This window comes from Dyella japonica A8 (assembly GCF_000725385.1).
Classification (GTDB): Bacteria; Pseudomonadota; Gammaproteobacteria; order Xanthomonadales; family Rhodanobacteraceae; genus Dyella; species Dyella japonica_C.
On record NZ_CP008884.1, the window covers coordinates 1,021,600 to 1,043,630 of the forward strand.

General features: G+C 66.5%; 18 protein-coding genes. 5 read left to right on the forward strand and 13 right to left on the reverse strand.

The features are described from left to right. Positions 1 to 82 precede the first annotated feature (82 nt). The 12 genes from HY57_RS04310 to HY57_RS04365 all read right to left on the reverse strand — a co-directional run bounded on the left by HY57_RS04310 (position 83) and on the right by HY57_RS04365 (position 11,715). Positions 83 to 2,260 carry a TadG family pilus assembly protein gene (locus tag HY57_RS04310; protein ID WP_144240766.1) on the reverse strand — a complete coding sequence of 726 codons (2,178 nt, stop codon included), beginning with the start codon at positions 2,258 to 2,260 and terminating at the stop codon, positions 83 to 85. A gap of 5 nt (positions 2,261 to 2,265) precedes the next feature. Beyond that, a complete protein-coding gene (locus tag HY57_RS04315; protein WP_081500587.1) occupies positions 2,266 to 2,691 on the reverse strand; it encodes a DUF3613 domain-containing protein in 426 nt (141 codons plus the stop codon). After that, positions 2,688 to 3,539 carry a hypothetical protein gene (locus HY57_RS04320; protein ID WP_019464304.1) on the reverse strand — a complete coding sequence of 284 codons (852 nt, stop codon included), beginning with the start codon at positions 3,537 to 3,539 and terminating at the stop codon, positions 2,688 to 2,690. Before HY57_RS04320 ends, HY57_RS04315 begins: the two co-directional genes overlap by 4 nt. Positions 3,540 to 3,541: 2 nt before the next feature. Next, positions 3,542 to 4,495, reverse strand: coding sequence for a type II secretion system F family protein (locus HY57_RS04325; RefSeq protein ID WP_026033763.1), 954 nt, complete (start codon positions 4,493 to 4,495; stop codon positions 3,542 to 3,544). Positions 4,496 to 4,528: 33 nt separating this feature from the next. Then, a complete protein-coding gene (locus tag HY57_RS04330) occupies positions 4,529 to 5,458 on the reverse strand; it encodes a type II secretion system F family protein (protein WP_019464302.1) in 930 nt (309 codons plus the stop codon). Next, on the reverse strand, positions 5,455 to 6,819 hold the full coding sequence (locus HY57_RS04335; protein ID WP_019464301.1) for a CpaF family protein: 1,365 nt from the start codon (positions 6,817 to 6,819) through the stop codon (positions 5,455 to 5,457). Before HY57_RS04335 ends, HY57_RS04330 begins: the two co-directional genes overlap by 4 nt. Then, positions 6,804 to 8,084 carry an AAA family ATPase gene (locus HY57_RS04340; RefSeq protein WP_019464300.1) on the reverse strand — a complete coding sequence of 427 codons (1,281 nt, stop codon included), beginning with the start codon at positions 8,082 to 8,084 and terminating at the stop codon, positions 6,804 to 6,806. The genes HY57_RS04335 and HY57_RS04340 overlap by 16 nt, the downstream gene beginning before the upstream one ends. Before the next feature lie 10 nt (positions 8,085 to 8,094). Then, positions 8,095 to 9,393, reverse strand: coding sequence for a type II and III secretion system protein family protein (locus HY57_RS04345; RefSeq protein ID WP_019464299.1), 1,299 nt, complete (start codon positions 9,391 to 9,393; stop codon positions 8,095 to 8,097). Then, a complete protein-coding gene (cpaB, locus tag HY57_RS04350; protein ID WP_019464298.1) occupies positions 9,390 to 10,391 on the reverse strand; it encodes a Flp pilus assembly protein CpaB in 1,002 nt (333 codons plus the stop codon). Before cpaB ends, HY57_RS04345 begins: the two co-directional genes overlap by 4 nt. Positions 10,392 to 10,427: 36 nt before the next feature. After that, positions 10,428 to 10,919, reverse strand: coding sequence for a TadE/TadG family type IV pilus assembly protein (locus HY57_RS04355; RefSeq protein WP_019464297.1), 492 nt, complete (start codon positions 10,917 to 10,919; stop codon positions 10,428 to 10,430). Further along, the gene (locus tag HY57_RS04360) at positions 10,916 to 11,458 is read right to left on the reverse strand and encodes an A24 family peptidase (RefSeq protein ID WP_019464296.1); all 543 of its coding nucleotides are present in this window, start codon (positions 11,456 to 11,458) and stop codon (positions 10,916 to 10,918) included. Before HY57_RS04360 ends, HY57_RS04355 begins: the two co-directional genes overlap by 4 nt. 71 nt (positions 11,459 to 11,529) lie before the next feature. Further along, positions 11,530 to 11,715, reverse strand: coding sequence for a Flp family type IVb pilin (locus tag HY57_RS04365; protein WP_019464295.1), 186 nt, complete (start codon positions 11,713 to 11,715; stop codon positions 11,530 to 11,532). Between the two features lie 618 nt (positions 11,716 to 12,333). On the opposite strand from HY57_RS04365, the gene HY57_RS04370 reads away from it, so the two are divergent. The 5 genes from HY57_RS04370 to HY57_RS04390 all read left to right on the forward strand — a co-directional run bounded on the left by HY57_RS04370 (position 12,334) and on the right by HY57_RS04390 (position 19,420). Then, positions 12,334 to 13,305 carry an AraC family transcriptional regulator gene (locus HY57_RS04370; RefSeq protein ID WP_019464294.1) on the forward strand — a complete coding sequence of 324 codons (972 nt, stop codon included), beginning with the start codon at positions 12,334 to 12,336 and terminating at the stop codon, positions 13,303 to 13,305. 279 nt (positions 13,306 to 13,584) lie between these two features. Then, positions 13,585 to 14,997 carry an ESPR-type extended signal peptide-containing protein gene (locus tag HY57_RS04375; protein WP_038579362.1) on the forward strand — a complete coding sequence of 471 codons (1,413 nt, stop codon included), beginning with the start codon at positions 13,585 to 13,587 and terminating at the stop codon, positions 14,995 to 14,997. After that, positions 14,943 to 18,155: a YadA-like family protein gene (locus HY57_RS04380; RefSeq protein WP_144240768.1), complete on the forward strand. Its 3,213-nt coding sequence runs from the start codon at positions 14,943 to 14,945 to the stop codon at positions 18,153 to 18,155. The genes HY57_RS04375 and HY57_RS04380 overlap by 55 nt, the downstream gene beginning before the upstream one ends. Before the next feature lie 44 nt (positions 18,156 to 18,199). Continuing rightward, positions 18,200 to 19,021: an OmpA family protein gene (locus HY57_RS04385; RefSeq protein WP_019463545.1), complete on the forward strand. Its 822-nt coding sequence runs from the start codon at positions 18,200 to 18,202 to the stop codon at positions 19,019 to 19,021. A 183-nt stretch (positions 19,022 to 19,204) separates the two neighbouring features. Beyond that, a complete protein-coding gene (locus HY57_RS04390; protein ID WP_019463544.1) occupies positions 19,205 to 19,420 on the forward strand; it encodes a hypothetical protein in 216 nt (71 codons plus the stop codon). A gap of 86 nt (positions 19,421 to 19,506) precedes the next feature. Here the strand turns inward: HY57_RS04390 and HY57_RS04395 are convergent, their stop codons facing one another. Then, on the reverse strand, positions 19,507 to 21,882 hold the full coding sequence (locus HY57_RS04395) for a YadA family autotransporter adhesin (protein ID WP_235186613.1): 2,376 nt from the start codon (positions 21,880 to 21,882) through the stop codon (positions 19,507 to 19,509). Between the last annotated feature and the right edge of the window lie 149 nt (positions 21,883 to 22,031).

Sequence of the window (22,031 nt, forward strand, 5' to 3'; positions counted from 1 at the left end):
GAGCGCGCTTCCCGTCCCTGGCCGGGCCATCCGGGACAGTCTAAGGGTCTGCCTGAGGCGGTCAAGGGGCGGCGCCTGCCAACTAATAGACCAGTTGCACACCGTGGCATTGCAGGGAGTGCAAAGTCACCGTGCTGACACCCAGGTCGATGCCCAGGGTGTTGTTGAGCATGGGCGTAAGAAATCCCGTGCCCAGGTTGTTCAGGGGCGTCTGCAATTGCTGAATGAGCAGGGAAAACAAGCCCAGCATGCCATTGGGAATGCTGTTGGAGCTGCCGTTCATGGCGCCCTGGATGACGCCGATGCAGGCGCTTGTCGACAACGCGCATCCCGCCTGGCCCAGCACGTTGTTCACCAGGTTGAGCACGCCGCCGGCCAGGCCGGTGACACCTTGCAGCAATCCCCCCACATTCAGGGTCAGGGTGCTCCCGAGGATGCTGGTGACCTGGGTCGGCAGGTTCTGCAGGAAACTCCCGAGCGTGTTGTTGGCGGTGTCCAGCTGGTTCAGTGCTGCCGTCAGCTGGCCGATATTGCTGCCCCCGCTCCCATTACCCGCCCCTGACGCCGCATTGGCACTCCACAGATCCGAGGCCAGGTTGCTGACGATGCTGCCGTTGCTGCTGCTGTTGGTGGTGTTGACCACGCCGTTGAGCAGCAGCGTGGTGATGGCCGTGAAGATATTGCTGACGGTGGTGCCGATGGTCAGTGGCGTGCCGTTGGTCGGCACGTTCTGTTGCTGACCCACGTAAAACGGCGCCGAACCGCTGGCATCGAGCGCGCTGATGGCGAAATGCGTGGTGACGTTCGCCACGGTGGCGCCGCCCACGGTGATCTTGAGCAGGGTCTGATCCGTATTGGCGCCAGGCACGCTGCTGCAGTCGCCCGTGGTGGAGAAGGCGGCCGACTGGTTGAACGCGCCGACGCAGGTCTTGAGTACCGACGAATTCACCTGGATGGTCGCCAGGTCCCTGCCGCTGCTGTCCTTGCTCGTGCACAGGCCGGTCAGGGTGGCTTTCGCATTCACCAGGTCGATGGCAATCGGTATGTTGATGTAGATCTGCGTGCCGAGCGTGGAAAGCAGTCCGCCGACCAGCGGGGCGTTGCTGGAGTTCACGCCTAGCTGGATGAAGGCGCGCACCTGCGAGGTGAACGCCGTCGTGCCCACGCCGCCGATACCGATCGCTGGCGGTTCGATCACGCTGGCCTTCGCCTGCGTGGTCACCACGTTCGGTGGAACATTGACGGCGAGACTGGGTACGTTGATCGCATGCTGCCCCGTCGCCACGCCAATGGCCGTGCTGACCAGCTGCAAGGCGTTCACCTGCGCATTCAGCGCGGACTGCGCCGCCGAGTCGGGCGCGGTGATCTGCGCGAACAACCCGGTGGGCGTCGCTCCGTTGGAACCCAGCGTGACCATGCCCGGCGGGCTGCCCACGGCGGTGCTTATCGCATTCACCAGCGTGGTGTTGGCGCTCAGCAGTTGTTGCTGGCCGGCGGCGACGACGGTGGCGTTGAGCACGTCGATCAGCGCATGCGCGTTGGCCGACGAGGCCAGCAGCGTATTGAGTCCGCCCACCGTGATATTCGCCGGTACCTGCACGCCCAGCGCGGCAAGCAGCCCGGCCGGCGTCACGGTGGCGTTGGCCAGGCCGTTGTAGCCGACCAGCGAGGCCTGCGGAATGGAAATGCCCACGGCAGTCAGCAGGCCGCCCAGGGTGGACTGGTTGCTCACCGTGGCCAGCGTGCTGCCCACGCTGAACACCGCAATGGGCTGCTTGCTGGTGGCGACCGCCTCTGTGGTGATGTTCGGTAGCTGGCCGGCCAGCCCGAAGAGCGCCGACACCGGGCGTTGCGCGACCACCTTCACCGCGTTGGGCGTGCTTCCGCTTGCCGTGGTGGAGAAGTGATCGGTGATGCCGCTGTTGGCGACCGGATCCCACGTGCCGCAGGTGATCTGCAGCGTCCACGAGGGGCCGCTGAAACCGTTCTCCGTCACAGCGTTGCCACGCGCGGCCGTGTTGTCCGTGTTTCCCGATACGCAGGCGCTCATCAGCTGCGCGCCCGCCAGCGCGGCAAGATCCGCCACTTTCTGCGTGTCACGCTTGGTCCAGTACAGATAGCTCACTTCGACCATGCCGAGCATGCTGATAAGGAACAGCAGCGTCAGCAGCATGGCGATGGCCGTGGCGCCGCGTTGCCGAGCGCGTGATGCGCGGCGTGCGTCGTTCCATGGCGTCAGCTGGCCGAAGAGATGTGACATGGCGATCACGGCACGCCAGAGGAGCCGCCGGTGCCTCCGGCGCTGCTGCCGTTCTTGGACACCGCGGTGTCATAGAACTCGGGAATCGAATGGCTGAAGCTCTTCAGGTAGCGCTGGTAGCTCGCCGACGCCTCCTGCCCGGGAATGGGCAGCGCGCGGCCGGCGTTCGTTCCCTGGCTTTGCATGGCGAACAACTGCCTCGTCACACTGCCGACATGGGTGGCCGTACCCCCCGTGTCCGTGCCTGGTGTGGGCTGCAGGGGGCCGGCGAAAGGAGACGGAGCGGGGACATGGGCCGTACCCGTGGAGGCCCCCGGTGCACCCATCTGTCCGGTGATCGGTGTCTGTTGTGCATGGGCTGCGAGCGACATCGCGCCGCCGAGCAGCGCGGCGATGGCGAGTCGCTGGCAGGAGGTCATCGAGGGTTTCATGGACGGGCCTCGTAAGCGGTGGCGTCGGTGGTGAAGCGCTGCAGCATGCTGGCCGGCACGTCGACGTTGGTTGGCGTACCGGCAGCCTGTTTCGCCGCGGCGGTGGGAGCGGAAGCCGCGGCCGGGCGGTTCGTCGATATCGCCGCCTGACGCTGACGCGAGGCGATCTGTGCGGCCAGCTGGCGCACGTTGTTCTGGCTATCCGCCGGCAGCTGACCGCGCTGCATGATCGCGTCGGCGCGCGTCGTGTCGCCGGTCAGCATGGCCCACAGCGCCAGGTTGGCGATGACCTTGGCATTGGTCGGATCGAGTTCGGCCGCCATCGCCAGCGGATCTTTTGCCGAGCTCGTCTGCCCGTCGCACAGGCGCGCAAAACCGAGGTCGCTGAGATAGGCCGCATTCACCGGCTCCAGTTCCGTCGCCTTGAGCAAGGCCTCGTCGGCAGCGACGGCCTGGCCGGCCTGCGCCTCGACCAGTCCCAGGCCATGCCATGCGGCAGCGGCCTGGTCGCCACCGAGCAGGCTGCGATAAATGGTGCGCGCCGCGTCGAGTTGCCCGGTGGCGCGCAGGGCATCCGCCTGGCGACGGCGCAGTTCGGGCGTGGTGCCGAAGCGCTGGCGATAAGCATCGATATGCGCAAGCGAAGCGTAGTACGCGCCCTGCTGCTGCATCTGGCGGATCAGATCCATGTACACCGCCTTGTCGTCGTGCGGGCCGCTGCTGGGGGCGACCAGCGACGGGGTCGGCGCGTGGTTGGGATAGCCGCCGAGCGTCTTGCCGCAGGCAGCGAGCAGTACGCAGGCCGCCACGGCGACCATCCAGCGGTAGACAGGGGCGCGATGGGTCATGATCAATGTCCTGGCAACTTGGCCATGCTGGCGGCGAGGGAAATGACGGCGGGGCCGGCAAGCACGATCAGCAGGGCGGGAATGAGCGTGGCCATCATCACCACCGTCATCTTCACCGAGAGCTTGCCGCTCAGTTCCCGCATGCGCAGCTTGCGCTGCTCGCGCAGACGATCACCGAACTGGCGCAGCGGCTCCTGCACGGCGCCGCCGTGCTCGTGCACCTGCACCAGGATCTGCACGAGGCTTTTCAAGCCGTCGTTGTCGAATTCGCACAGGCGGTGCAGCGACTGCATGCGCGAGCGGCCGTGCAGGTACAGCGTATTGGCGTCGCCTACTTCGCGGCTCAGCAGCGGCATGGCTTCCTGAAAGCGGTCGGCCACCATCTGCAGGCTCTGGTCCACGCTGAAACCCACGCCCTGCAATAGACGAAGCAGGTCGATCAGCAGGGGCAGTTCGTCATCGGCCCGCTTGCGCAGTCGCTTGGCCCACACGCCAAGTACGAATTTGGGCGCGATCAGGCCGAAGGCCGCCGCACCCACAAAGACCGCGAACGCGCGGAAGCCACCCGGCGCCAGCCAGAGCATCACCGGCAGCGGCACGGCCATGGCCAGTGCCAGCCGCAGGCCAAGGAACACCGCACGCCCCTCGCCGGTATTGCGGTTGATCTGTCCCAGCAACAGACGGTCTTCCGGGGTGATCAGCGCCTGTCCCAGGCGGCTGCTCTCAAAGCGCTTGCCCAGCTGGTGAAGCCAGTGCACCACCAGCTGCCAGCCGCGCTCCTCGCTTTCTCCGGCGGCATCCGTGGCGCTGTTGGCCGGTTGGCCGAGCAGCGCGCGATCGATCAGGCGGCTTTCCACCCGGCGCTGCCGCATATGGCGCATGGCTTCGTTGGCCAGCAGGGCAAGTCCTGCGACCAGAGCGAGCGCGGCAACCATCATCATCCAACCCGTATCCACGGCACTCCCCCTGTGAGCGAACCCGCCGCGCCGCTACAGCGACTTGGCAAGGCGGTAAAGCAACAGGCCTCCAAGCACCTCTAGCCCAAGCGCGGTCAGCAGCAGCTTGTGTCCCAGCGGTTCGTGGAACATCGGCCTGAAGAAGGCGGGATCCACGAACGTCATGAAAGTCGACACGGCCACCGGCAACAACGCCAGCACCCAGGCGGACATGCGCGTTTCCGAAGTGATCGCCTTCAACTCGGAGCGCGCATGCGAGTGATCGCGCATGAAGTCGCTCATGCGTTGCAGGACGTCGTCCGCGCGCCCGCCCACGCGCATGCCGATGCCAAACACGGCGTGCAGCAGCGACAGCTCCTCCAGCTTGTACGGACGGGATGCCATCGCCAGCGCCTGGTCGAGATCGGCGCCGGCATGCATGGACGACAAGGTGCGGTCGAGCACGCCGCGCAGCGGCATCGCCACGGACTTGGACGTACTCTGGAACGCCATCGGCAGGCTGTTGCCGACGCTGGTCATGCGGACCATGCCGTCAAGGAAATCCGGCAGCTGCGCCAGCAGCCGCTGTTGCTGCTTCTCGATGCGGGTACGCAACCACAACCACACCCCGGCGCCGTACAGGGCCAGCACCAGCGGCATGGCGAGTGCGCTACCGATGCGCCACCACGCCAGCAGGGCGAGCAGGATGCCGCCACTGGCGAAGAGCGCATAGATCGCCCGGTTCACAGGAAGATTGCAACGCATCAGCAGGCCATCCGCCTGCTGCAGGAAGGCGCGCTTCTGCCGTCCCGGCAACGGCGGCGGCAGCGTGCGGCGTTCCACCGGTGCCTGCGCGACCAGGCGCTGCTCCACGTTCTCCAGGCTCCTGCGTTGCTGCAGCCGCGCCGCGCTGCCCCACCACAGCTCGATCGCGCCGGCGAGCAGCAGCAGGGTGATGGCGGCGAGGGCAAGTGCCTGGATCATGCGAACGGACCGCTCGCTTCGCGCAGCATCTGACGGAATGGTTCCAGCTTGGTGGTATGCGGCTGCAAACCCAGACTCATCCAGCGGTCGGCTTCCTTGCCGTCGCGATCCAGGAACGCCTCGTGCCGGTACATGTCCTGCGTGGTGATGATGTTGTCGCCCACGCCGGTCACCTCGGTGATGGAGGAGATCACGCGGCGGCCATTGCTCAGGCGCGCGATCTGCACGATGAAATCCACCGCGCTGGCGATCTGCCGGCGCAGGCTGTTCTCGCTGCCCTGGAAGCCGGCAAAGCCGGCCAGCATCTCCAGCCGGTAGAGCGCATCGCGCGGCGCGTTGGCGTGGATGGTGGACATGGAGCCGTCGTGGCCGGTGTTCATGGCCTGCAGCATTTCCAGCACTTCCGTGCCGCGTACCTCGCCCACCACGATGCGGTCGGGGCGCATGCGCAGGCTGTTGCGCACCAGGTCGCGGATGTTCACCGTGCCTTCGCCGTCGAAGCTGCCGAGGCGGCTTTCCAGGCGCACTACGTGCGGATGGTTGAGCGACAGCTCGGCGGTGTCCTCGATGGTGATTACGCGCTCCTGGTGCGGGATGAAACTGGCCAGCGCGTTGAGCAGCGAAGTCTTGCCCGAGCTGGTGCCGCCCGACACGATGATGTTGCAGCGGCCTAGCACCATTGCCTGGAGCAGCGCGCGGATGGCGCGGTCGAAGGTGCCCTTTTCCTGCAGCTCTTCCGGCGTGAACGGGTCCTTGCGGAACTTGCGGATCGATACGCTGGGGCCGTTGACCGACAGCGGTTCGATGATGGCGTTGAGGCGGCCGCCGTTGGGCAGGCGCGCGTCCACCATGGGGTTGGAGTCGTCCAGGCGGCGCCCGAGCGGCGCCAGGATGCGGCGCACGATGCGCAGCAGATGGTGATTGTCACTGAAGCGGATGTTCTCGCGCTTGAGTATGCCGCCACGGGACACGTAGACGTCGTCGTGCCCGTTGATCAGGATGTCCTCCACCGCCGCATCCAGCAGCAGATCGTCCAGCGGACCGAAGCCGGTGAGCTCCTTCACCAGCGCGCCGGAGACCTGCTGCATCTCCGACTCGTTGACCGGAATGCGCCACTCCTGCACAAAGCTCGCGGTTTCCGTCTCCACGTATTTGGTGACGGTGCTGCGCGACCACGAGGCGATGTCGATGCGCTGGTCTTCGATGCGGTTCAGCAGGAATTCGTGGGCGGCCGACAGCACGTCCTGGAACTGCTGGGTCTGTTCGAAGGGCAGGTCGGATCCATCCAGCCGGGCAGACACATCGGCGCGGCGCAACGCGGCGGCGAGCAGGGCGCCGGACGAATTCAGCGGCGTTTCCATAGGGTACCCCCCATTCGGTTGAACAACGCATGCAGTGCGCTCTTGTCCGCCTCGTGCTTCACACGCAGGCGGAAACGGGCGAGCAGGGGCGACAGTGCACGCACGTAAGCATCGTTGGGCGTGGTTTCGTGCAGCAGGGATCCACGGTTGGCGGCGGCGCGCAGCGGGCGCGGCCGTTCCGGCAGGGTCGCCAGCAGCGGCAGGCTGAATCGTTCGGACATGCGCTGGCCGCTGATGCCACAGGATTCGTCATAGCGGTTCACCACCAGCGACACGCGCAGGTCGCGCGCCTGTGCCCGTTCCAGCTGGCGCAGACAGGCATCGAGCGCCACCATCGAGCCGATCGACTGGTCCGCGACCAGCCAGATCTCATCGGCAAGCTTGAGCAGCGTATGGGCGACATCGTCAAGTGCGCGATAGTCCAGGTCGCACAGCACCAGGTCGAACATGGAAAGCAGGCGCTCGAGCAACGGAGCCACTTCGGCACCGCCGAGGCTGATGTTGCGCTCGCGTGGCTGGCCGAGCACGGCCGTGCCGCTGGCGTGGCGTGGCACCGCCGTGCGCACCAGCGTGGCATCGATGCGGCTGGCGTTGCGCAGCGCGTCGTCCAGATGGAAGTCGCCGCCGGTGCCGAGGTACAGGCCGACGTCGCCGCTGGAATGGCCAAGGTCAAGCACCATCACGTTGTTGGCGCAGGCCGTGGCATCGCCCGAGGACTTGGCCGACGCGGCCAGCGCACCAAGATGGGCGGCCAGCGTGCTGCTGCCCAGGCCGGGGCGGACGCCACACACCAGCACCAGCTGGCCGCGCTTGCCGGCGCGGGCCGGCTGGCCCGCCGTTGCCGTCTTCAGCTGATCCAGCGCGGTGGTCAGCTGCTCGAGGATCTCCTCGTCAGCCGCGTCGATGTCGATGAAATCCTTCAAGCCCGCGCGCATCGCGCACAGCACGCCGGCACCGCGATCCGATGCGGCGGCGCCGATGCCCAGCAAGGTCAGCCCGGGATCGAGCGCCATCAGCTGGTGCGCGATCTCCGCCGACGCGTCCGTGTAGCCCTTGGAGAAATCGAGCAGCACGAGGCGCGGCTGGTGCTGGTCCAGCACGCGGCGGCTGGCGGTGAACTGCTGGCTGTCGCACCACGACAGCGTCACCAGGTTGCGCAGTCGCGCGGAGAAGCGCTGCGCGTTGTTCTCGTCCGGCGAGTACAGCAGCAGCGTGGGTTCCAGCGCTGGCTTCGCCAGATTGACTACGATGGGGTTCGCCTGCATGGCCATGTCCTCAACGCGAAAAGCCGGGTAGTTGGTCGGAGCCTGCGGGATTGAGCAGCCACGACCCCCAAACCGGGAGGTTGTTGCGTTCTTCACGTTCGCCGGGCAGCGGAAGCTTGGTGTCCCTGGCAATGGGACGCACCAGGTGCGGCGTGACGATCAGCACCAGTTCCTTTTCCTGCCGGCTGTATTTGAGATCGCGAAAGAACGACCCGATGATCGGGATATCGCCCAGCAACGGGATCTTGTCGACCTGGCTGGTGATGTTCTGGCTCACCAGTCCGCCGATCACGAAAGTTTCGCCGTCGCCCAGCTCCACCGTGGTGTCGGCGCGGCGCGTGGTGATGGCAGGCACCGACACGCCGGCGATCTGCAGCGCATTGGTGTAATCCAGGTCGCTCGCCTCCGGCGCCACTTTCAGCGCGATGCGGTCGGGCGCGAGCACGGTGGGTGTCACCGTCAGGCCGATGCCGAACGGCTTGTACACGATGGTGGTGGTAGCCAACCCCTGCGGAACCGGGATGGGCAGTTCGCCACCGGAAAGGAAGCTCGCACTCTGGCCCGACAGGGCCACCAGCGTCGGCTCGGCCAGCACGCGGGCCATGCCATCGCTCTGCAGCAGGTTGAGGTTGGCATTCCACACGTTGCCATTCGCGCCCTTGTGGCCAAGCACGAGGTTGAACGCCGACGCGATGGTGCCACCCGCGGTGGTACTGCTGACCAGCGGCGAGGCGAAGCCGTAGCTGAAGCCGTTGTTGGTGGCGTTGAAATTGATGCCGACCTGGCTCATCACGTTCTTGTCGAACTCGACCACCTTCACTTCCACCTGCACCACGCCGCCGCTGGAGACGCTGGAGGCATCGATCACCGAGCCCTTGTCGCCCACGGCGTTCTGCGCGGCGCTGACGCCACGCTCGTGCTCGAGCATGCTGTCGGCCTGGCCGCGCAGCACCGCTTCATTGTCCTGCACGGCGATCTGCAGGCTGCTGTCGCCTTGCAGCGATGCCTGGCCGGCGCTGCGTACCTGCACGGCGAGGCGTTGCGGGTCCGTGGCGCCGCGGCGCCACAGCAGCAGTGTGGTTTCGCCGGGCTTCTTGCCGACCAGCAGCGCGTCGCGCTGGCCCTTGAGCATCACGATGTCAGTGACCGCCGGATCGGCGATGGCGACGCGCTCGATATCGTTGGGCAGGTGCCACGGGCGCTGCTCGTGCACCTGCAGCGCGATGGCGGCATCGTTCGCGGTGGCCGCCATCGCGGCCGTCAACGGCCATGCGGCACAGAGCAGGATGAGCCCCAGACGCGGATTCATGGGTTCACCGCCAGTGCCGTGTGTGTCGAGGACGGGTCGGCCGAGCCGCGGATGATCTCCAGTCCACCTCGCACGGGTGCATGCGATGTCCCGCGCGGTGTCACTGTCTTCGAACGGCCGACCAGTCCGGGCTCGTCGATGCCGGCATAGGCGCGATTCTCCGGCGACGCCAGCCACCCGCGCTGCTCGCCGGAAAGATCACCGCGCGGCGCAAGCACCGTGGCCGGCATCGGGAACAACAGGTTGCTGGGCATGCCGTCGTCACCGGGATGGCGCAGCGCAAGGGACAGCTTGCCGCTCTGCGTCGCGAGCACGAGCGGGTCGATCTCATCCACCGGCACGGCCAGCACCGCCATCTTCGCCGGCGGTTCGGTCTGTTCGGCCTTGGTGGAAGCGGTCGCGGCCGTCGGTGCCTCGCCGACACGCGGCAGGTCGCGCACGCCGTAGGCGAGCACGCGCAGGCGCGAGGCCAGCAGGCGGCTTTCCGAGTGGTCCTTGGCCAGGGCGGCATTGGCCGCCGAGGCCTCGGTGATCTTCAGCGTCAGCACCACATCGACATAGTCACCCGGCTGTACGCGGTAACCGACACCGGAGATCTCGTCCACCGGTATCGCGAGCGCTCGCTCGCCGGGGCGAAGCTGCATGGCGATGGGATTGGAAAGCAGCGAGGCGGTGATGACGGCGCCTTCGGGGATGTCGACCCGTGGCACGTCCCCCACCAGCAGTTCGGGCTGGCCATAGCTGCCTTCGGGCGCGGTGGATACGGCCACCACGCGCAGCGATGACGCCTGGATCACCTGGCCACCAGGCAGCATTTGCGCGGCGACCACCATGCGCTCGGTTTTCGCGGGAATGATCGGTGCCGCGGGCGCAGCGGCTGTGGGTTGCGCGGCTGGCGCGACGTCCTGGCGACGCTTGCCCAGCGAGAAAGCGATCAGTGCCAGCACCGTCGCAAGGACGACCAGCAGGATGGCGGCGATGCGTGACACGTTGTGCATCTGAAGCGTCTCCGGTGCGTAGGATCGTTAGTTGCGCTATAGGTCCAGCTGCACGGTGGCCGTGCTGCTGAGGTTGGATCCCATCGCCCAGCCGTACAGCGTCTTGGTGCCGGGAATGAACGGGTGGTTGTCGTAGTCGAACGAGGTCACCACCGTGATGCAGGTGGCGGCAGCATTGGTGGGGCAGGGTGCGGCGGCAGAGACGGCGATCGGCACGTAGGTGCCGCCCGGTGTCGTGGGCGTGGTGCAGCTGGCGCTTTCGCCGGAAAACGTCAACAGCCAGGACATCGAACGTTGCGCGGCATTGCAGGCGTTGGTCTGGCGTTGCGCGGTAGTGCCGTACTGGAGTGCGGCGCGCGCGCCTTCGGCGGAGGCTAGCGACAGCGCTTCCTGGGCAGCGAAGATCATCACGCCGGTCATGGTGATCAACAGCAAGGGCAGCACGCCCAGCAGGAACACCATGGCGAACTCGATGGCAGCGGAACCGCGCTGATGCGACGGGCGCGTACGAAGGGGAAGCGCTTTCATGGCTGCCCCCAATGCATCCATTCCGGGTGCAGCACGACAAAAATCGTTGCCATGCCAAGGTAGGCCGCATGGGGCTGACCCGCCCGCCCCTGGCGTGCGTGCAGGGCCCGCTGCCACAGTGGCAGCGCATAAAGATGTTGCCGCATCATCGCGATGCCCGGTGCGTAAGCGATCCGGGGCAAGCGGAACATCAGTATGGCGAAGGCATGGATGCCGGTCATCAGGCAGGCGATGACCCAGATGGGCAGCAGTGCGCGTGTGCCCAGCAGAAAACCAAGCGTTGCAAAAAGCTTGACGTCGCCAGCGCCCATCCAGCCTATCGCATAGAAAGGCAGCATGGCGGTGAGCCCAATGGCAAAACCCGTCAATGATGGCCAGGCCAACGGTGTGATCCCCCCGATCCATGGCAGCACGGTGGCAGCAATGGCGAGGAGGAGGGCCGCCGCGAGCCACTTATTGGGCACGCGGCGAGCGTAGAGGTCACTCAGCGCAATCGTTGCGCTGAGTGTGACGGCGAGCGTTGGCAGCACTGCGGTCATGGCCTCTCCCCTGAATGGCCGTCCAAAGCCGGCTCTTGGTGCCAGGAGATTCCATCCCCCGGCGTCGTTTCTCAGGCTTTGTTCACCGCGTTGGTGAGGGCGGTCATGATGGTGGTATAGACACCCTGCAGGCTGTTGGCGCCCGTGCCGCCGAATATCGCCAGGATGGCGACTGCCACAACGGCAGCCAGGATGCCGTACTCGACTGCGGTGATGCCGTCTTCTTCAGTCAGGAACTTGCGGATCATGGTGTTCATTGCTTGCCTCCTGAAGAGCTCCACGCTCTCAATCAATGCCAGTGTTTGAGCAACCCGTCAGTGGTTATCGACTTCACGTCGCCGCCACTGAGCGGTTCGCGACTAGTCCATTTGGACTACGGACCACGAATGCATACCCCGTGCCTTTGATCGGTCTAATAATCCGAATGGCCAGTTTGAACGGCAAAAAAGCCCGTTATTTGCCTGGCCATCGATTATTTAGATCGATGAAACGGGTAGGGTCGTGAGGAATGGTGAATTATGTGAAGACATATTCACGCCAGTTAATGGTGAAAAACTGACGCAAATGATCACTTCGCTTGACGCGAAACCATTAATATCCCCCGTGCATGTACGTTCCGGCCGTCCTGGGCGGAGTGATGTACAGCCACAGTCTTGTTCGGTCATGCGTGACTGCTTGCACAAAAACGGCAGATGTGAAGATCATTTATGTGAGCTGCATCACAAACTAATGGGTGGCATTTCAGCCAAAACATTTGTTGCCGAAAATGTGCATTGGGGCAATGCGTGCGAATTCTTTAATGCGCCTTGTCACCAGGGAAAATCGGTCAACCGATTTATAGGCGCGGCGAATTGGATGCCTCAGGGGGACATCTGATGGGAGTCGAGAACGATATCGGACTGCAGTCGCCCGATCTCGTCATGCTGTGCGGCATCCTGAAGGTCTGCGAGCTCGAGCTGGTACTGCTCGGCAAGCAAGGCCCGAAGGCGCACGTCGACTCGCTGGCATCCGAGCAGGCCATCTGTTTCAGCGGCGAGGTGAACTTCGCTTTCCGCGGACGCTTTGCCTTGCCACCGGGCTGGTGCCTGTTCGGCTATCTGCACCAGACCGCGCAGGAAAGCTGGTGCCACGGCACGGGGCTGGCCTCGGGCATGGCCTTCACCGTCTTTCCCGAGGGCGTGAGCGAATTCATGCTCAGCTCCGGCAGCCGCGTCACCGGCGTGCTGGTGCCACAGCAGCGCCTGGTGGATGCCTACCTGGAACTCAATCCGCACCAGCCGGACGTGCCCACGCGGGCTATCGCGCTGTTCAGCCTGTCCGACGACGAGCGCGCGCGTGCCCTGCGCGTGAAATTCGAGGCGTTGCGCGATCGCATATTGCATATGCATCGCGAAGTGCCCGCGGCGGAACTGGACCCCGGGGAGCTTATCGAGGCCCATCTCGCCGCGGCGCTCGCGGCGCGGCCTGACGATCGCCCCGCCTGCTCGCGTGGCCGCCGCACGCATTACCTGGCGGTGCAGCGCGCCGAGGAATTCATGCGCCGCAACCTGCGGCGGGACATCTACCTGACCGAGCTGTGCAACGCGGCGGGCGTCAGCGAGCGCGCCTTGCGCTATGCGTTCGACGACCTGATGGGCGTGTCGCCCAATCGCTACCTATCCATGCTGCGCCTGTGCACAGCCTGCAAGAACCTCACGCTGTCGGACGCCAGCCGCCGCTCGGTGAAGTCGGTGGCGCTCAGCTGCGGCCTGTGGGATCTCTCACGCTTCGCCGACCACTACCGTCGCGTCTTCGGTGAGCGTCCGCGCGACACGCTGATGCGTTCGCCGCCGTTCGAAGCGGCCTGAACTCCCCCTTCGGCATTTGCAAGACGTGGGCGCCCGCGTGCCCGCTTTCTTCACGTCGTTCCCACCGCATGCCGGATTTGTGCAGGGCGCTGCCGTATTTGCCCAAGGCATTGCCGGATTGGCTTATGCCGTTGCCGGAATGAGGCATTCGGCGGCGCGGAGCATCGCTGTAATGAGCCCCAGGCTTGCCGGTTGCACATGACGTGTGCCGGCAACGCTCGTGGACCTGTATGCGCGGACACACGACGTGCTCTGCGCCGGCCAATAGGGGACAACCTGATGAATCGCATCTACCAACTCGTTTGGTCCGAATCCCGTCGTGCGTGGGTGCCGGCTTCGGAACTCTCGACCCAGCGTCATCGCGTCGCTCGCCAGGTGGGCTTCCTGCCGTCGGCACGCGCCTTCCTGATGACCGGCCTGGCGCTGTGTGCGCTGGCGTATCACCAGGCATCGCATGCGCAGAGCGCGGATGATGCAAAGCTCAACGACCTGATGGGGCTGGCGTCCAAGTACGACCACCCGTCGTCGTCGTCCGGCGCGCCGATCGCCGCGAGCATCGGCGCGCAGCCGGTGTTCAACCGTGTGGCGGTGACGCTGCCGGGCGGTGAGGCAGCGTCGTCCTCCGTGCCGGTCATGCCTCGCAAGAGCACGGTCGCCGGCGTGCGCGCCCGGGCTGGCGTGCCCATCGTGCCGACCAGCCAGCAGATGGGTTCGGGCGTTGCCCTTCCCGCCGACCTGGGTTCGCGCGTCGGTGCGATCTCCGGCGGTGCCAACGTCGCGGCGCTGGGACAAGGCGTGGTGTCGGCCGTGCTTCCCTCGACCAATGACGCGGTGGATCGCAACCGCTCGGTGGTGCTGGCCACGCATGCGAATGCCACAAGCTCGCTCGTGGATAACAACGCACCTGCGGTATTGGGTGCCGATGGGCTCGTCCACGGGGGCACGCCGGCGATTCCCGTGGCGTCCGGTATCGCCGTGCCGCCGGTGAATGCCACGGTAGGCGCACGCGCCACCGTGCTCGCCAGCCAAGGCGACCTGGTGGACGCGCATGCGCACGTCGGTGTCGCCGTGCCGGTGCTCTCGAGCACGCCGCTGGTGAATACCAACGTCAATCTTCACGTCGGTGGGCAGGTACTTTCATCGCTTCAGCCGGTGCTGTCATCGGTCACGAGCGGCACGGGTGCCGGCAACCTGGGCGGCGTGCTGGGTTCGAATGGTCTGGTTTCCTCGCTGCCCGCCACGGTGGATGGCGTGAACCACACGGTGAACGCGGTAGTGGGCGGCGTCACCGCAGGCACACCGCTCGCTGGCGTCACGGGCACCGTGTTGCCGCCGGTCGAATCGACGCTGCACAACGTGGCGACGACGCTGGCGGGCGCGAGCGCTGGTTCGGGCAGTGGCCTGGGCGGCCTGGGCGGCGTGCTGGGTTCGAACGGTCTCGTTTCCTCGCTGCCCGCTACGGTGGATGGCGTGAACCACACGGTGAATGCCGTGGTGGGCGGCATCACCGCAGGCACGCCGCTCGCTGGCGTCACGGGTACCGTGTTGCCGCCGGTCGAGTCGACGCTGCACAACGTGGCGACGACGCTGGCGGCGCGACCGCTGGTTCGGGCAGTGGCCTGGGTGGCCTGGGCGGCGTGCTGGGTTCGAACGGTCTCGTTTCCTCGCTGCCCGCTACGGTGGATGGCGTGAACCACACGGTGAATGCCGTGGTGGGCGGCATCACCGCAGGCACACCGCTCGCTGGCGTCACGGGCACCGTGTTGCCGCCGGTCGAATCGACGCTGCACAACGTGGCGACGACGCTGGCCGGCACGGCCACGAGTACAGGCGCGGGCAACGGCCTGGGCGGTGTGCTTGGCCTGGGCAACGGCGCCGGCGGCCTGGTGTCCGGCGTGGTGCAGCCGGTGGCAGCCACGGTTAACCACGTCCTCGGTGGCGTGTCGGGCACGGGTGGTGGCCTGGGCGGCGTGCTTGGCGCGGGCAATGGCGTGGGCGGCGTCGTGAACGGCGTGACGTCGACGGTGGGTTCGGTATTGCAGCCGGTTTCCGGCGGCACCGGTCTGGGCAACGTCAACGGTGTGGTATCGGGGGTGACCTCGACTCTCGGCGCGCTGCTCAAGCCGGTCAGCAGCGGCGGCTCATCGGGTGGTAGCTCCGGTCTTTCCGGCACGGTCAGTGGCATCACCAGCACGGTGACAGGCATCGTCGGCACCGCCACGGCGGGTACGCCGGTGGGTGGGACGGTGTCGGGCGTGCTGCAGCCGGTGACGGGTACGCTCAACAACGTGCTGGGCACGGTCGCCGGTACGACCTCGGGCAGCGGCCTGGGTTCAACCGATCCCGCACTTGGCAAAGTTCTGCCTGACCTCAACAAGACCACGGGCGATGTCGCCTCCACCGCGAATGCCTTGCTAGCGCAGCCCAACGGTACGGGTGTTGCGGGCACGCTTGGCCAGGGCGGCACAGCCTCGTCGCTGCTGGGCAATGTCACCAATACCGTGGCCGACACGGTGAACAGCGTGCCGGGTGTGCAACTGGGTGCCACGGGCAACGGTCAGTCGTCCGGCCAGAACCTGGTCGGCGCGATTCCGGGCGCATCGGGCCTGGTCAACCAGGCGCTGCCCAGCGTGGCGTCGCTGCTGGGCGTGACGCCAGCGACGAGTACGACTGGCTCCACCACGGGTGCGAGTCCGGCTGCGGTGCCGGTGGTGCCGCAGCCGTCGTCCACGCCGACGGGACTCATCGTGGGCAACGGTGGCGTGGTGGGTACGGCTGGGCAGTTGCTTGGCACCAACAGCAACGCGCTGTTCAACAACACCAACGGCTACGTGACCAACGGTGGCCTGCAGGTGAACGCGGCGAACTTCACGCAGGGCTACTCGGTGACCAGCGTGCTCGGCATACCGGTGGTCAACGGCACGCCGGTGGGTACCGTGCTCACCACGACGGGCGGTACCTCGCTGGGCGGTACGGGAAGCAATTCCCACCTGACGCTGATCGGGGCGGTGAAGTCGGACAGCTACATCACCAACATCAACAACGGCGCAGCGGGTGGCCTGCTCGGCCTGGTGCTGCCCAACAGCGCGCCGGCCTGGGCATCCACCTGCGCCAATGTGCTGGGCGTGGTGAATACCTCGTGCTGGGCGGTGAATGCCGCGCAGGACTATCAGGTGCTGATGGGCGATGGCGCCACCGCCAATGGCTCCAAGGAAGTGGTGATCGGCACCAATGCAAGCCACACCTTGCCTGCTGTCACCGCAGCCTCGGCCTTCCCTGGCAGCGGCGCGAACGATCCGAACAACCCCACCGGCGTGCCGACCGCCGACTACGCCGCGCGCCAGGGCCATTCCGTGGTGATCGGCGACAGCGCCAGCGGCACGGCGAATGCGCAGACCATCATCGGCGCGCAGGCCACGTCGACAGTCGCCAACAGTGTCGCGCTGGGTTACGCCTCCACCGCGTCGCGTGGCGCGCAGACGGGGTACACCGCCTATGGCCTCAGTGCGCCGCAGAACTCCGCGGGCGAAGTGTCGATCGGCGCGCCCGGGCAGGAGCGTCAGATCACCAACCTCGCCGCCGGCAGCGCGCCGACGGACGCGGTCAACCTGGCGCAGCTGGAAGCGGTCTCCTTCGTCGCGGGCAATGCCGTGCAGTACGACGACGCGACGCACGCCACGGTGACGCTGGCCGGCCCCAGCAGTACGGACGGCGGCGTGACGGGCGGCACCACCCTCGCCAACCTGCACCAGGGCGCCATCAACTCGACCAGCACGCAGGCCGTCAACGGCGCACAGATGTGGGGCTGGACGCAGGACACCAGCAACGTCTACAGCAACACCAGCCTTTACAACGCGATCCAGAACATCAAGCCGGGCAGCGGTGGAACGGTCAACAACACCAACGTGAAGTACTACAACGTCAACTCGGCGTTGGTCGATTCCAGTGCGACGGGCGCCAACAGCCTCGCCGCCGGTCCCGCCGCCACGGCCAGCGGCGCCAACGCGGTCGCGGTCGGCAACGGCAGCCTTGCGGCTGGCCCCAACGACATCGCCATCGGCGGCAACGCGAAGGTGAATGCCAATGGCAGTACCGCCGTGGGCGCCAATACCAATGTTGCCTCGACGGCGACGAACGCGGTCGCGGTGGGCGAAAGCGCTTCCGTCACGGGCGCCTCCGGCACGGCGGTTGGCCAGGGTGCCTCCGCGACAGCGGCCAACGCGGTGGCGCTGGGCCAGGGCTCGATCGCGGACCGCGCGAACGCCGTATCGGTGGGCAGCGCCGGCAATACGCGCCAGATCACCAACGTGGCCGCCGGCACGGTCAGCACGGACGCGGTGAACCTGGGCCAGATGCAGGCGAGCATCACCAGTTCGACGCAGGGCACCGTGCGCTACGACACCAACAGCGACGGCAGCACCGACTACGGCAACGTCACCCTGGGCAATGGCAGCAGCGCCGGCACCGCCATCCACAACGTGGCCGCCGGCAGCGCCACCACCGACGCGGCGAACGTGGGCCAGCTCAACGCCGGCATCCAGCAGGCGCAGAACTGGGCGCAGAACTACACCGACCAGCGCTACAACCAGCTCCACGGCGAGATCCAGAACATGGGCAATCGCGCCAACGCCGGTATTGCCGCAGGCATGGCCATGGCTGGCCTGCCCCAGGCCTACGAGCCGGGCCGCAGCATGGCGGCGGTATCCGCCGGCACGTTCCGCGGTGAATCAAGCATCGCCATCGGCGTGTCGACCATCTCGCAGGGCGGGCGCTGGGTCTACAAGCTCACGGGCAGCGCGGACACGCGCGGCGACGCGGGTTTCGCCCTCGGTGCGGGCATGCAGTGGTAAGGCGCCACACGGCCCACTTCGGATTGCGATCAAGGGGAATCGTCATGCGAAAGAGCATCAACATCACGCGGCTGCTGTCCGTGCTGGTCACGGCGGCGGTCACCCTGTCGGCGGCAGGCATCACGGCCAGCCATGCGCAACAGGCGGATGTCCGTCCGGACTTTCCCGACCCGGCACGCGCCACCATGCCCGAAGGCATGTTCGTCAACGTGGAAAACCTGCGCAAGCTGGCACCCGGCATGACCAAGCACCAGTTGTACGACCTGCTTGGCACGCCGCACTTCAGCGAGGGCGTGTTCGGCGTGCATCGCTGGAACTACATCTTCGCCTTCCGTGAAACCGACGGCAGTGCGTTCCGATGCCAGTTCCAGGTGCAGTTCGACCAACGTCACCTGGCGCGGGCGTACTACTGGAAGCCGGAATCGTGCAAGGACCTGCTCGCGCCGCCGCCTCCGCCCGCACCGCCGCCGGCCCCCGCACCGGCGCCGATGACGACCATCACGCTGTCCTCCGATGCGATGTTCGCCTTCGACAGCGCCACGCTGACGCCGGAGGGCGCGGCCAACCTCGACGGCCTGCTCGCGCGCGTGCAGGAGGCCAGCCACATCCAGGACATCCTGATCACCGGCTACACCGACCGCATCGGCAGCGAGCGCTACAACCTCGTGCTGTCCAAGCGCCGCGCGGTGGCGGTGGGCGAGTACCTGGCCGCGCACGGCGTATCACCCACGGACATACGGGTGGTGGGACGCGGCGATGCCAATCCAGTCGTGCAGTGCAATGACAAGAAGCGCGATCGACTGATCGCGTGCCTGGCGCCCAATCGCCGCGTGGAGCTCAAGGGCATGGCGAAAGCGCAGATGTGAAGCACGACGAGCCTGTCGCCGTCGGCACCGTGGCGGTCCACAAGGAACCTGGTGACCCTCTACGGCGCCACCCCCTAGCGCCGACCACCGTCACGGTGCCGACTGCGACAGGTTCACCAACGAACGACCAGAGGGCAGGCGTCGCGCCTTGCGCACAACGCCACAGGAGCAGGAGGAAGTGCGATGAAATCCGTCTATTCCATTTGCGAACGCGATGGCCGGCAGTGGTGCATCACGCTGGGCCAGCGACTGGTGCGCAGCCAGCTGTGCCCTGCGGTGGCGATCAAGCTGGCCCGTCACCTGGCACGCGAGCACCACGACAGTACAGGCGTGCCGTCGCGCGTCGAATTTCTGGGCGGTGAGATGCCCATCGTGCTGGGCAGCTACGGCGTGCAGTAGCCATCGCTGAAAAAAAGACCCCGGCGTGTTGGCGCCGGGGGTGCGGAAAAGCGGCGATCAGGGAGAGCGTCGCCGCTGCGTGCTCTTTACAGGTCCACGCCGAAGCCGGCGCCCACCGAGGTCTGCGATCCACTGGTCGTGGCACCCACGCTGATGTGCGCGCTACTGCCCACCGGCGTCGCGTAACCCACGGACAATGCCGACCGCGAGCCCTGGTAGCCCACACCCGCGGCGATGCGGCCGATGCCCGTGGCACCCGCAGCGTTGATCGCCATCTGCGTCGAGGCCGCGCCCATCGCGCCCTGGTCGTTGATGCGCTTGTTGACCTGCTGGAACTGGTCATTCATCTGTGTGCGCAGCGCGCCGATGCCGGCGTTGGCGTCGTAATTGGCAATGGCCTGGTTGGTGTACGCGTTGGCCGAGTTCAGCGTCTGCTGCGCAGAGGCGTCGGTATAGGTCTTGGCGGTGGCGATGGCCGCCTGCACCTGGCTGCTGACCTGCCCGACGTTCGCCGCATCGGTGACGTTCACGCCGGCCGCGACGTTGACGATTTGACGTTGGTTGGTCGCCGTGCCCACCGACACGGTGTTGGCCTGATTCGCCACCGAGCCCTGGCCGAGTGCCACGGCGTTCGCCGCTGTAGTGGACGCGCCCTGGCCCACGGCCGTGCCCGACGCGGCCGTGACGGAGGCGCTTTCACCCACGGCCACGGCATTGGTCGCCGCCGCGGCGATGGTGGTGTTGGCGCCCACCGCGGTGCTGCCGTCGGCGTTGACCTTGGCGTTGCCGCCGAAGGCCGTGTCGTTGGGGCCATGCGCCAGCGCGCCACCACCCACCGCCGTGCCGTTGTCACCGCTGACACCCGTGCCCACGGCGGCACCGTTACCGATCGCCACGGCGTTGTTGCCGTTGGCACTGGCGTTGCTCGTGCTACCCGCTTGGCCATTCACCGCGAAGGTGCCGGGCATGCCGCCGCCACCGGCGCCGACCTGCTTGCTCAGGGAGGTGTACTCGGTATTGAGCGTCGACAGCTCGCTGTCGATGGTGCTGGTCGCGCTGGTCAGCTGACCCAGGTTCACCGCATCGGTCGATTGCACACCGGCGGCAACGTTGTGGATCTGCGTGCCGACGGTGCCCGCCAGCGTGACGCCGGCCTTGGCCGAGGTGTCGTACGAAATAGCCAGCGGACTACCGCCGCCGCCCGTCTGCAGTGCCGATACCGCCTGGTTCAGCGCAGTCTCGCCTGAATCCAGTGCCGTGATGGCCGATCCAACGTTCGAATATGTCGTGCCCTGCACAGCGTAGGACGTGGTGAAGTTGTTGGCCACGGTCGCTCCGCCGCCAAGTGCCTGCGCGACCGATGTACCCATCGACGTCAATTGACCCATGTTTATCGCGTCAGTCGCTTGCGTGCCCGCGGCCACGTTGACCACTTGCCGCTCCGTGCCCGATGCGCCCATGGACACCGTGTTGTTGCGGTTCGCCACCGAACCAGCACCAACCGCGACGGCGTTCTGGGCCGTGGCCGAGGCGGCGTTGCCCAGTGCAATGGACTGGGTGGCCGAGGCGGTCGCCGAGGTGCCGATGGCGATCGTATTGCTGACCGCTTGCGCGGCCTGGGTGGGATCCGCATTGGGATTACCCGCAACGGCCAAGTTGCCAATGGCCAGGTTGCCCGTGCCGGCGCCACCTCCCGCGTAAGCGCTGGCGCCCATCGCCTGGTCATTGGTGTTGTAGGCGGTGGATGCCACACCAAGCGCAATGCTGTAACCGCCCATGGCCTGTGCGCCGCCGCCTGTTGCGACGGACTCCGTGCCAGTGGCGATGGCGCTGACGCCGGTGGCCATGCTGGCATAGCCGGTGGCCTGTGCGCCGGTGCCGATCGCCGTACCCAGGTCTCCCTGTGCCACGGCCTGATAACCCAGAGCGACGGTGCCGTCACCCAAGGCCTGGGCGGCGGTGCCCACGGCCACGACCGGGGTATTGATGCCGCCGGATGCATTGGCGGAGTTACCGATGGCGACGTTGTCGGTTTGCGTGGCTTTGGCATTCACGCCGATCGCCGTTGTGCCATGGGCCGTGGCTTGGGCGCTGGGGCCTACCGCCGTGGCGTAATCGCCCGATGCCAGGGCGGCGACCGGGTTGCCGGAATTGTCGGTGACCTTCGCATTGCCGCCGGAATCGACGATGTAGCTGCCAATGGCAACACTGCTCAAGCCCGTCGCCTGCGCTTGCGCTCCGACCGCCGTGGTCTTGTAGTTCGACGCCGTGGCCAGATAGCCCAGCGCGGTGGCGTAGTTGAAGTAGCCTGCGACGGAGAAACCCGCGTTCGCGCCATTACCGATAGCGGATGATCCGATGCCATAGGCCGTCGCGCCGCCGCCGAGCGCGGTGGAGTAGTCATCGTTAGCCAGGCTCGCATAACCCATGGCCATGCTCTGCGCGCCCAGAGCGGTGCTCATAGCGCCGGCAGCCACGCTGTTCGCGCCGAGCGACACCGCGGAATCGCTGCCATTGCCCGCGCCGTCTGCTGAGAAGTACGGGTCAGTGGGAGTGGATACCTGAACCGAGGACGGCGTAGTTGCTTGCGTGGACGTCTGGTCCGCGGCGT